This window comes from Rufibacter sp. JT3400010 (genome assembly GCF_054956755.1).
Window position 1 is genome coordinate 438,284 of sequence record NZ_JBUDXA010000001.1, and the last position, 11,392, is coordinate 449,675.

The 11,392-nt window shown below is 49.7% G+C and carries 13 protein-coding genes; 8 read left to right on the top strand and 5 right to left on the bottom strand.

All coding sequences use genetic code 11. The features are described from left to right. Positions 1–54: 54 nt before the first annotated feature. Positions 55–549 (bottom strand): YciE/YciF ferroxidase family protein, encoded by a 495-nt coding sequence (locus ACY0JR_RS01760; protein WP_462632089.1) that lies wholly within the window; start codon positions 547–549, stop codon positions 55–57. Positions 550–719: 170 nt separating this feature from the next. On the opposite strand from ACY0JR_RS01760, the gene ACY0JR_RS01765 reads away from it, so the two are divergent. Next, positions 720–1,601 carry a cyanophycinase gene (locus ACY0JR_RS01765; protein ID WP_462632090.1) on the top strand — a complete coding sequence of 294 codons (882 nt, stop codon included), beginning with the start codon at positions 720–722 and terminating at the stop codon, positions 1,599–1,601. Positions 1,602–1,914: 313 nt separating this feature from the next. Here ACY0JR_RS01765 and ACY0JR_RS01770 read toward each other — a convergent pair whose 3' ends face one another. After that, positions 1,915–2,856: an isoaspartyl peptidase/L-asparaginase family protein gene (locus ACY0JR_RS01770; protein ID WP_462632091.1), complete on the bottom strand. Its 942-nt coding sequence runs from the start codon at positions 2,854–2,856 to the stop codon at positions 1,915–1,917. A gap of 187 nt (positions 2,857–3,043) precedes the next feature. Here ACY0JR_RS01770 and ACY0JR_RS01775 point away from each other — a divergent pair, with 187 nt between their 5' ends. The 3 genes from ACY0JR_RS01775 (at position 3,044) to ACY0JR_RS01785 (ending at position 5,148) form a co-directional block, all read left to right on the top strand. Then, entirely contained in the window at positions 3,044–3,430 is a 387-nt protein-coding gene (locus ACY0JR_RS01775; protein ID WP_462632092.1) for a DUF3127 domain-containing protein, read from the top strand. 203 nt (positions 3,431–3,633) lie between these two features. Then, positions 3,634–4,482: an SDR family oxidoreductase gene (locus tag ACY0JR_RS01780; protein ID WP_462632094.1), complete on the top strand. Its 849-nt coding sequence runs from the start codon at positions 3,634–3,636 to the stop codon at positions 4,480–4,482. Between the two features lie 42 nt (positions 4,483–4,524). Next, a complete protein-coding gene (locus ACY0JR_RS01785; RefSeq protein ID WP_462632095.1) occupies positions 4,525–5,148 on the top strand; it encodes an AlbA family DNA-binding domain-containing protein in 624 nt (207 codons plus the stop codon). A gap of 14 nt (positions 5,149–5,162) precedes the next feature. Here ACY0JR_RS01785 and ACY0JR_RS01790 read toward each other — a convergent pair whose 3' ends face one another. From ACY0JR_RS01790 to ACY0JR_RS01800, 3 genes are read right to left on the bottom strand one after another with little or no spacing between them, the layout of a single operon-like run. Continuing rightward, positions 5,163–5,345: a hypothetical protein gene (locus tag ACY0JR_RS01790; protein WP_462632097.1), complete on the bottom strand. Its 183-nt coding sequence runs from the start codon at positions 5,343–5,345 to the stop codon at positions 5,163–5,165. Positions 5,346–5,397: 52 nt separating this feature from the next. Beyond that, a complete protein-coding gene (locus tag ACY0JR_RS01795; RefSeq protein WP_462632098.1) occupies positions 5,398–6,162 on the bottom strand; it encodes an ABC transporter permease in 765 nt (254 codons plus the stop codon). A gap of 4 nt (positions 6,163–6,166) precedes the next feature. Continuing rightward, entirely contained in the window at positions 6,167–7,126 is a 960-nt protein-coding gene (locus ACY0JR_RS01800) for an ABC transporter ATP-binding protein (RefSeq protein WP_462632099.1), read from the bottom strand. A 207-nt stretch (positions 7,127–7,333) separates the two neighbouring features. Here ACY0JR_RS01800 and ACY0JR_RS01805 point away from each other — a divergent pair, with 207 nt between their 5' ends. From ACY0JR_RS01805 to ACY0JR_RS01820, 4 genes are all read left to right on the top strand, one after another. Then, on the top strand, positions 7,334–8,383 hold the full coding sequence (locus tag ACY0JR_RS01805) for a sensor histidine kinase (protein WP_462632100.1): 1,050 nt from the start codon (positions 7,334–7,336) through the stop codon (positions 8,381–8,383). Between the two features lie 17 nt (positions 8,384–8,400). Further along, positions 8,401–9,129 carry a LytR/AlgR family response regulator transcription factor gene (locus ACY0JR_RS01810; RefSeq protein ID WP_462632101.1) on the top strand — a complete coding sequence of 243 codons (729 nt, stop codon included), beginning with the start codon at positions 8,401–8,403 and terminating at the stop codon, positions 9,127–9,129. 250 nt (positions 9,130–9,379) lie between these two features. Continuing rightward, positions 9,380–10,258 (top strand): 4-hydroxy-tetrahydrodipicolinate synthase, encoded by an 879-nt coding sequence (gene dapA / locus ACY0JR_RS01815; RefSeq protein WP_462632102.1) that lies wholly within the window; start codon positions 9,380–9,382, stop codon positions 10,256–10,258. A 32-nt stretch (positions 10,259–10,290) separates the two neighbouring features. Continuing rightward, positions 10,291–11,247: an alpha/beta hydrolase gene (locus ACY0JR_RS01820; RefSeq protein WP_462632103.1), complete on the top strand. Its 957-nt coding sequence runs from the start codon at positions 10,291–10,293 to the stop codon at positions 11,245–11,247. Positions 11,248–11,392 lie beyond the last annotated feature (145 nt).

Below are 11,392 nucleotides of genomic sequence, written 5' to 3' on the forward strand. Positions count from 1 at the left end.
AACAGCCCGTTCAATTAAAATGAACGGGCTGTTCTGCTTTACAGGAGGAATACGTTAATGATTTTCCGCTTTTCGGTTTACCGTGGTTTCCGCAATCATGGTCAGTTTCTCGTCAGTCATTTTCTCTTCGTTCAGGATTTCCTTGAGGTGGTTCAGAACATCGGTTAAGCCCAGGAATTTGGCGTAGGTACAGGCGGTGCCGTAGCCGGCAATCTCGTAGTGCTCTACCCGTTGGGCGCAGGCAATAATACCAGCATCCATGACTTCGGCGTCAGCCTCATGCTGTAGAAAGGCTTTGGCTTCTTTCAGGATTCCTTCCATGGCCATGCATTTCTCACCGTCACCGCTGATGCCCATGGTCTGGAAACACTGCTCTAGGCGTTGTATCTGGCCCTGGGTCTCGCGCATGTGCGTTTCCAGGGCGTTTGCCAGTTCCGGACTGGTCACCATCTGCATCATTTCGGGCATCGCCTTCAATAATTGCTGTTCGGCGTTGTAGAGATCCTTCATCTGATGGATGAACAGGTCATGTAAAGAAGTTAATTTCAAAGCGTTTCTTATTATCTGAAAATCAAGTAAATAATTTTTATACGAGGTTAAAATACGGTAGTTTGAAAATGCCGTAAAGGATTTTACGAGTTTATCTTTCTACCGCTAATTAGTCCGTTAAAGCTGTTTACGCCGTATAAAAAGCTATAACAGTAAAATGAGTAGCATACATGACCAAATTTGAGCTGGCCCCCAAAGGCATTCTCATCGCCGTAGGCGGAAGCGAAGACAAAGGCACCTTCCCTAGACCTAAAAAGCGTTTTCATTTAAGTTTCTTTGAATTAGGCATTCTCCGGCGCATCATTGACGCCATGGGCGGCAGCAAAGCTCGGGTGGAAGTCATCACCACTGCTTCCATGATTCCGGAGGAGGTTGGTGCGTTGTACTTGCAGGCGTTTGAGGCTTTGGGATGCAAGCAGGTAGGCATCATGGACATCAGGGAGGAAGCCGATGCGCTCAAACCTGAGTATTTGGAACGTTTACAGCAAGCCAGCGGCGTGATGTTTACCGGCGGTGACCAATCCCGTTTGTTCCGGATTTACTCCGGCACGGCCTTTCACCAGATTTTGCTGAACCGTTATTGGAATGAAGCCGGTTTTGTCATTGCCGGAACAAGTGCAGGCGCCATGGCGATGTCTGATATCATGATAAAAGGAGGCAGCAGCCAACACTCCTTGCTTAAGGGCTCGGTGAAATTGGACCGCGGATTGGCATTTCAGGAGAACGTCATCTTTGACTCGCACTTTGTAAAAAGAGGCCGTTTTGGACGGTTAATGGAAGCCGTGGCCACGCACCCGTTCAAGATTGGGATTGGGCTGGGGGAAGACACTGGCGTGATGATTACCCAAGGGAATTTTATTGAAACCATTGGCTCCAATTTGGTCATTGTGGTAGACGGCCACCATATCAAACACAACAACACCTCCTACGCCGCCCCGGGCACGCCGCTTTCCATTGAGAACTTCAAGATGCACGTTTTGGCCTTCGGAAATTACTATGATATCAAAGAACGTAAGTTCTGCGTGGGAGCCAAACAGGTGTTGACGGAGTAATTCTGATTAAAGCGACACTTTTAAAGTCACAAGGTAATGTATTGATAGCCTGGATTAAATTCTAAGATAATACACATAACTCTAATGTATTTAGCACTACTATTTTGAAGCTACTTTCACAAAATCAGTTCTTAAACATTGATTTCCCCCTTTGCCCTTTAGTAGGAAAATGAGCCTATCAGTGCCCCGCCTAGGAAGGTAAATTGGTGGGGAGTTATGGAATGCGTACGACGTTACACCGTAATGTCGTTGTTCTACCGGATGAAGGTCGCAGCCTATAGAAAGCGCTTCCATGTACTCAGCAGCACCAGAGCTACTCCTCATAAATAGCCACCACCGGTTCCTGACCTGAAACCCAGCTAGCCCGGTACATGCCCTCTGAGTTGAAAGGCAAGGCTACTTGGGCGTTGAAATCTACGGCTACCAGGCCACCTTCTCCCCCCTGTTCTTTCAGCTTATGATGCACTACCAGCGCCGAGGCTTCCGAAAGGGACAGGCCTTTGTATTCCATGAGGCAAGAAATGTCATACGCTACCACGTTCCGCATGAAGTACTCGCCGTGGCCGGTGCAGGAGATGGCGCAGGTGCGGTTGTTAGCGTAGGTACCCGCGCCAATGATGGGCGTGTCGCCAATGCGGTTGAAGTTCTTGTTGGTCATACCACCCGTAGAAGTGGCAGCGGCCAGGTTTCCCTGTAAGTCCAGGGCCACGGCCCCTACCGTCCCGAATTTCTTTTCCTTGGTCTCAGAATGGTCCAGCATGTAGGTGTCAGAATCACGGAGGGCCTGCCACTGGTCGTAGCGCTGCTGGGTGAAGAAGTAGTCATCTGGTTCAAAGACGATGCCGTGGTTGCGGGCAAATTCCTCGGCCCCTTGCTGGCAGAGAAACACATGGTCTGAATGGTGCAACACCTGGCTGGCCAGCTGAATGGGATTCCGGACGTTTCTTACGCCAGTGACTGCTCCGGCTGCCAGGTTCTTGCCGTCCATGAGGGCAGCGTCCATCTCGTGCGTGCCCCTTTTATTGAACACCGAACCTCGGCCCGCATTAAACAAAGGGCAATCTTCCAAAGAAACCACGGTAGCCTCTACCGCCGCCAGAGACGTTCCGCCTTGCTGTAACACCCGGTAGCCAATGGTCAGGGCTGCCTGCAACGCCTGCCGGTATGCAAGATCCATTTCCTGGGTGAGGGAATCTCTAGTGATAGTTCCGGCACCTCCGTGCAGGGCAATGGCAAAACGGGATTGGTTCTTCATATATAAAGGAAAAATTTTTCTACAAGGTTAAGACTTAGTGACATAAAATAAAGCGTTTGCGCCACCAGCAGGGCATTCCGAAAAAAGGCTGCATGGGGATAAATTAAAGTCTAGCCGGGGGAATCTAAACCCTCTATTCTTTGTATCTTTGTAATAGTTACTTTACTAATCTTTAAAAATATCACCTATGTCTTTTGATGTACAAGGAAGATTGCACGAAATCTTTGACGAAACCCAAGTGAGCGAGAAATTCCGTAAACGCGAATTCGTTTTGGAAATCCCAGACGGCTCTTATACGCAATATGCCAAGTTTCAGCTTACCCAAGACAAGTGCGGTATTCTTGACAACTATAAAACAGGCGATGAAGTGAAGGTTGCCTTTAACCTCAGCGGAAAGCCGTTCACTAAGAACGGAACCACCATGTACTTCACCAACCTGCAGGCCTGGAGAGTAGAGCACGCCGGCAATGCCGCGCAGCCGCAAGCCTCTGGCAACCCGTATGCCGCCCAGCAGCCCGTGAAATCCAGCTCTTCGTTCATCAGCGATGACATGGACAACGACCTTCCTTTCTAAGTTCAGGATAATCCTTCTTTACCATAAAATGCGGCCCCAAAAGGCCGCATTTTTTATGTCTGCGTAAAAGCTGAACTTTCAACACAGCGAAAAGTACAAAATTTGCGTAGTGCCCCTGTGAGCGTGTTTAAACGTTGGTTTTCTCGCTGCAAACCCAAAATTTAAACCAGCTCTTATCCAGACACCCTGGAATAGCACAGAACATGACAACAGACAAAGAAGGAAAGGTAATGGTGGTCACCGGCGCAAGTTCGGGCATAGGCAAGGCCACCGCGCAGGCATTGGCTAAAGAGGGAGCGCAGGTAGTGCTCGTGTGCCGAAACGAACTGAAAGGGCTGCAGGCCATGGAAGAAATCAAGCAGAAAGTGCCCGAAGCGAACCTGAAACTTCATCTCGCAGATTTATCTTCTTTGCAGGAAGTGAGAAAAGTGGCCGCCGAACTCAAGGAAAACTACCCGTTCATTGACGTGCTCCTCAACAACGCCGGACTCATCCCCGGGGTTATGGAAACCACGGTAGACGGGTGGGAATTGGCCTGGGCCACCAACCACCTCGCCCCTTTCCTACTCACCAACTTACTCATGGAGCCCTTGCTGGCCGCCGAACAAGGACGCGTGATCAATGTCACCTCAGAAGCGCACCGGTTGGGGCAGATAGACTTTGAGCACGCCGGTAAGCCGCAGAAATACAGCGCTATTACAGCGTACGCCGATTCCAAACTGGCTAATATTCACTTTACCTATGAACTGGCCCGCCGCACAGAATTCACCAATCTGACGGTGAACTGCCTGCATCCGGGCGTAGTGGGAACCAGCTTTGGGAGTAACAGCAATTTCTTCATTAAACAGTTCTTCCGGTTAGCCCGCATTTTCATGAAAACACCCGAGAAAGGTGCCAAGACATCGGTGTATCTGGCCACCTCGCCACACTTGAACCATATAAGCGGTAAATACTTCAAGAACTGCAAGCAGGCGGCCTCGGCCGGAGATTCCAATAACGCGCACGTGGCTCGCCGCCTGTGGGACATAAGTGCCGAACAAACCGGTTTTTAGCTTCTTTTCGGAAAACACCGTCCAAACCAAACACTATTCGGCATGCAGGAAATGTATCTGTTGATTTTAGAGGGGGAAAGCGAAACGCTGGAGTTCAAGAAGACCATCACCCACCCGGCTCGCATTGCCCGCACCCTGGTCTCCTTCGCCAACACGCGCGGCGGACAGATTCTGGTAGGTGTACAGGACGACGGCACCATCTGCGGCGCAGATCCCGAGGAAGAGAAATATTCCCTGGACATTGCCATCACTACCTTCTGCGAGCCGCCCGTGAAGGTCATTTACAAAGAAGTGGAGATGGACGAAGGCACCATCCTGAAAGTGATCATTCCCGAAAGTGGCACCAAACCCCATTTGGCTAAAGTAAAGGAAGACGATTGGCGCAGCTACATCAGGGTGAAAGATGAGAGCGTGCAAACCAGCAAACTGGTGGAGAAGTCGCTTAGGCTGGAACCTGCCACCGAGTCTTTGGAAGACAAAGTAGACCACCAACAAGAACGCATTCTGGAGCTGCTCAGAAAATACCGTAAACTCACCATCAAAGATTTCATGCACCTGGCCAATCTTTCCAAACAGCGAACCAAACGCTTATTGGTGTACCTGGTCCTACAGGGCCAGATTAGAATGCATGACAAAGAGAAAGAACCGTACTACACTTTAAGTTAAACGGACCGGCTGACTTACGGCCACAGATACAGTACTTCTGAAAGGGCCTTCTCCTCTGCCGTGCGAGCGGCTGCCTGGTACAGTACTTCATTTATTTTCAGTTGGTGTTGTTCCAAGGCTAACTGGTCTTCCTCTTGCCAAGTGCTAGTGGCCCAGCCTAAAACAGCACCTAAAGCAACAGTAAACATTATTTTCATAATTATCTGTTTATAAGTTGTTTTACCTAAATCACCTCTTAAACTACTGTATCTATTTTCGGCAGGAATCCCACAGCCCCAGCAGGAAAAGCACCATGCTTCCGGCAAGGCTATATCCCATCTGCGGCACAAACAAGGAAGTCTCTTTCAGGTTGAAGGCAGCCGAAAAGTAGGGCCAACTATAAGGATAATACCCGATGTGCTCCCATCGGCTCCCGATGAGAAAAGCCATAGTAAACAGAATTCCCAAGCCAATGCTCAGGGCAATGCTCTTGAAACGAAAGCTGATGCAGAACTGCATCGTAAAGATGAAGAGCGACCCTACTAAAAGGCGGAACGCATTCAGGCTAATGCTCTGCACATGGTGGAAATGCTGAAACCCCAGACCTGGGCGCACTAAACCTAACAGGTAACCACCGGCCACTATTCCGGCCCAGAACACCACGCAGGCCAGTACCATCAGCCCGAACTGCAGAAGAAATTTGTTCAGGAATACCCAGCCTTTAGGCACCGGCAAGGCGTACAACTGCTTCCAGCCGCCGCTTTGGTGCTCGGTGCCGTTCACTAAGGCAGTGATCAAGGCCAGAAACAGCGGCACCAGCAGTTGGGAAGTAGCCGCGAAGTTATTTAACGTCCACATCAGCCAGGGATTAGTACCCGGCTTCAGTATTAAGTGCCCTTTGAAAAAGAAAACCAGGAACGTCATTCCAACAATGGAAAGCGGCGCCAGCACCGAAAGCCACAAAGCCCAGGTATTTTTGATTTTCAAAGCTTCCGCCGAAACTCCCCGGCCCAGGTACGTGATTGCTGCCTTCATCTTTTTAGGCGTTTTGCAAAAGTGAAGGAGTAGTTTTAAGAGTTGTTGAGGTAGTATTTTGCGTGAGGTGCAGGAAAACTTCCTCCAGGCTTTGGCTCGTATAGGACAAGCCAAACACCGAAACCCCACCCTGTACCAGTAGCTGGTTAAGAACTGCCGCTTCTGCTTTTTCGGGCACGGCTATTCTAAGGCAATACCGATTTATAGGCTCGACTTTGAATCCATTACCAAGTAATATCTCCTTTGCTAACAACGCATTATCTACTTCCACCTCAATGCTTTTAGAAGCTGTGGTTGCCTCCTGCAATTCCTGCACGCTGCCCTGAAAAGAGAGATGCCCCTGATGGAGAATGCCCACGTGCGTCACTGTTTTCTCAATTTCGCTTAACAAATGACTGGAAAGGAAGATGGTTTTGCCGTGCACCTGATTCAGCTCTTTGAGCAGTTCCCGCATCGCCCGGATGCCGCTTGGGTCTAAGCCATTGGTAGGCTCGTCCAGAAGGAGCAGATCGGGGTCTGAGAGCAGCGCCAGCGCAATACCTAATCGCTGGCACATGCCCAGGGAATATTGTTTCACCAGCCGATGCGCGTCATGTTGCAGCTGCACAATCTCCAGCACTTCGGTAATATGTTTTTTCTCTATCCCCAGCACCCGGCGCATCACTTCCAGATTGTCTTTCCCAGAGAGGTGACGGTACAGGCTGGGCGTTTCAATCAAGGCGCCTACCCGTTGCAGAATTGGCACCCGCTGCGCAGTCAACTCCTGCCCGAACAGCCGAATGTTTCCGCCGGATGGTTTTAACAAACCCAGTAACAACCGGATGGTAGTGGTCTTTCCGGCGCCGTTTTGCCCCAGGAAACCATAGATGCTGCCTTGGGGAATCTCTAGGTTCAGACCTTTTAGTATTTCCTGCGGACCGTAGCGATAGGTGAGCTGATGGGTAGAGATGAGCGGTTTTTGCATAGCGTTTGAGGTTGGATGAATCAAATGAACAGCTTCCCTCTGCATACCGCAACTAAACTAGACCAACCCCTACTTCATCAGGACAAAAGCCGTTTTCACCCCCATTAACCTGTTCGTCGATACAATTGGAGGGTTAGTCTAATTCCTGTTGTTTCTGCGCCGAAAACTTCCTGTAATGCTTAGTTTTGGTTTCTTTTGGATAAAACAATGAAAAAACACTTCCCGGTTTTGCTGCACATGCTGCTTTGGATAGTATTGATAGTGCTCTCGCTTACCATGCATTTCAGTATGTCTCAAAAGAATTTACCCTGGACTTGGAAAGCGTTAGACGTGGTGCAGACGTTTGGCTTTCATCTGGCGCTCTTTTACTTTAATTGGTTTGTGCTGTTACCCAGAATTCTGGCGAAGGGAAATGTACTGGGGTATGCGGCGGCTGTAGTGGTGACGTTGGCAGTTTTCGCGGCGGTGCGTGCTCCTATAGAGATCTATCAGATAAAGATGCAAGCCAGTGTTACCCCAACGTTGGCTGAACAGATGGCCAAGTACCCCACCATGATCGCTTATATCACTAACCTGGTACAACTGGCGGTGTTTGGCCTGATGAATATCTTCCTGAGTTCCTCCTTGAAAGTCACCGGCGATTACCTCCGCAACGAACGCAGGCGCAAAGAACTGGAACTACAACAATTGACAACGGAGCTGGAATTATTAAAAGCCCAGGTAAACCCTCACTTTCTGTTCAACACGTTAAACAACATCTACTCACTGGCTTACCAGCAGGCACCCTCTACCCCAGATGTCATTATGAAACTGTCGCTGTTGCTGCGTTATCAGCTCTATGAAACCAATACCAACGTGGTTCCGCTGGAGCGCGAGGTGGAACACTTGGAGCACTTACTGGACCTGCACCGCCTGCGCCTGACCGATCCTTCTTTGCTCACCTCACAGATAGATGGAGACTTGAGTAGCCTATCCCTCCCACCCATGCTGCTGATGCCTTTGGTAGAAAATATGTTCAAGCATGGCCTTACCTCAGCACCCATGCACGTGCATCTCTCCGCCCAAAACGGCAGCCTCACCTTCACTACCCAGAACCGCATGAAATCCGCCAGCGGAAATGAAAACTCCTACGGGGGTATTGGGCTCCAGAACCTGAAAAGACGTCTGGAACTCCTTTACCCGGGCAACTACACGTTCACTACCCGGCAACAGGAACAGGACTTTAACACGACGCTCACCTTGACCAAACGTTCCTAAACACGTACCTTCACAAGATGCAACTGACCTGCCTCGCCATTGATGATGAACCGCTCGCGTTGGACATCATGCGCTCTTACATCAGCAAGATTCCGTTTCTGCAACTCATCCAGACCTGCTCCAGCGCTTTGGAGGCTATGACCATTTTGCAGCGTCAGCCAATAGACCTCCTGTTTCTGGATATTGAGATGCCCGAGATTACCGGGGTTCAGTTTGTGCAGTCGCTCTCCCATCGGCCCGCTATTATCTTCACCACCGCCTATCCGCAGTACGCGTTGGACGGCTTTACCCTGGATGCGGTAGATTACCTGCTCAAGCCCATTCCCTTAGACCGCTTCTTCAAGGCCGTGAACAAAGTCTACGAACGTGCGCAACTTCAGCCCGCCTCGCTGCCCATTTCGCAGCCCGCCTCAACTCCGGCTGACAACGAAAATTTCATTTTTGTAAAGGCTGATTACAAAACACTTCGGGTTAACCTGAAGGATATTCTTTTTATTGAAGGCTTAAAGGACTACGTGATCATTCATACCATTACCCGTAAGATAATCACTCTGTTATCTATGAACAAAATCATGGAAAAACTTCCGGAGCAGGAGTTCGCGCGGGTACACCGTTCTTACATTGTTTCGCTGGCCCACATAGATAGTATTGAGAAAGGCCGCATCAGAATAAAGGAGCAGGAAGTGCCCATTGGTGACAGTTACAAAGAGTCCTTCATGCGCTGGGTGGAAAGCAAGAATATATAGTTTTTAGTTCTGAGTCTTGAGTTCTGAGTCATAAGCCTTTCACCTTTCCGAATATTTATTGCCTCTTTTTACTTAGCTAGCCTTAAAGCATCATGGGAGATTCTTTTCGATTACTGTTTAGGGTTTATTTTCCAGAATTGAGGGTAAAAACGGCTTTTAAGAAGTAGCAGAACAAACGTTCGTCCTACACACCAACTAATGGCGCAAAGCTGTATCTTTGAGAGACGAAAAATTCATCAAACCTACAGACATGCAAGCATTAAGAGGAACAGGTGTAGCCTTGGTAACTCCTTTCAAAGCCGACCTTTCCGTTGACCTGGAAGCTTTTGGCCGCTTAATAGATTTCAACATAGAGAATGGCGTAGATTATCTGGTGGTGAACGGCACCACAGGCGAGTCGGTGACCACTTCTCCCGAGGAAAGAGCCACTTTGCTGGCCTTCGCCAAAGAGCGCGTGGCAGGTAGGAAACCGATTGTGTACGGTTTAGGCAGCAATGACACGCACTACGTGCTGGATCAAATCAAAAAGCTGGATTTTACCGGCATTGACGCTATCCTTTCGGTGTGCCCTTACTATAACAAACCTTCGCAGGAAGGCATTTTTCTTCACTACACGGCTATCGCCGATGCTTCGCCAGTGCCGGTGATTCTGTACAACGTACCGGGCAGAACGGGCATCAACATGACCGCCGCTACTACCCTGCGCCTAGCCCAGCACCCCAACATCTTAGGCACTAAAGACGCCAGCGCCAACATGGAACAGTACATGACCATTTTGGAAGAAAGACCCGAAGGTTTTCTGGTCATCAGCGGTGATGACATGCACACCGTTCCTTTGATCTCGGTGGGTGGTGACGGTATTATCTCTGTTTTGGCCAACGCATTTCCGGAGCGGTTCAGCCGTATGACCCGTCTGGCGCTGGAAGGAAACTTCAGAGAAGCGGGTGCGCTGCAACGTTCCTTCGGAAAAATCAATCCGCTTATGTACGAAGAGGCGAATCCGGTGGGCGTGAAACTGGCGCTGCAACAAGCCAGTATCTGTGAGCCGTTCGTGCGGTTGCCCCTGGCTCCCGCTTCGGCTAGCTTGGTGCAACGCGTAAAAGAAGCCGCTGCTCCGCTTTTGAAGTAACCTTGATTTTAGGCTCCTTTTCCAGAAAACAGATGAAAAACACCTTGCTACTGACTTTACTCTGTTTCTTGTGTCTGTTTCGGGCGCAAGCCCAATCTGCTGCTTCTGCCAAAGGTAAGCCTATAGAGCTGGTCACGCAGAAAGGTACTCTCAAAGGCACGCTACTCGCTCCTGTCTCCACCGGGAAAGTACCGGTGGTTCTCCTTCTCTCCGGTTCCGGCCCCACCGACCGCGACGGGAACAACCCAGCCATGAAAAACAACAGCCTGAAGATGGTGGCCGAGGAACTTTATGCTCAGGGAATTGCTTCAGTGCGGTTTGACAAACGTGGCATTGCCGAAAGCCAAAGCGCAGCTATATCAGAGTTTGATTTAAGGTTTGACCATTACGTGCAGGACGCCACCGCCTGGATTCAGAAATTGAAGAAAGACCCAAGATTCAGTAAAGTAGTAGTCTTAGGCCACAGCGAAGGTTCTTTGATTGGCATAATAGCCGCCCGGCAGGCTCAGGCAGATGCCTTCATCTCTGTAGCAGGCGCCGGGCAATCGGCTGAGAAGGTGATTAGAGAGCAATTGCAACCCTTATCCGAGATGGTGAAAGAAGTTGCTTATCCTATTCTTGACCAGTTGGCTCAAGGCAAAACGGTGCCGGATGCAAACCCAATGCTGGCGGTGCTGTTCAGACCAAGCGTGCAGCCCTATCTCATCTCCTGGTTCAAGTATGATCCGCAAGCAGAACTTCGGAAACTGACCGTACCGGTGTTGCTGGTTCAGGGCACCCAAGATTTGCAGGTGAGCCTGAACGAAGTTCAATTATTGGCTGCCGCCGCTCCTAAATGCAAGTTGGTAGAAGTGCAGAACATGAACCATGTGCTTAAGGAAACTACTTCAGAGCGTAACGCAAATATCAGCACCTACTCCAATCCCACTCTTCCTTTGGCCAGCCAATTGATGCCTGCGGTGGTGGCTTTTGTGAAGTCAGTTAAGTAAGTTTGCTTTAGCAGATTTGTGCGCCTTTGAAGGAGATGGGAATACGTGCAAAACCCACCCTTACCCCTCCTAGGAGGGGAATACGCCTTTGTGGAAGAGGGAAAGCATTTTAGGTAAAGGCCACTATGGCGCGGAAGTTACTTCC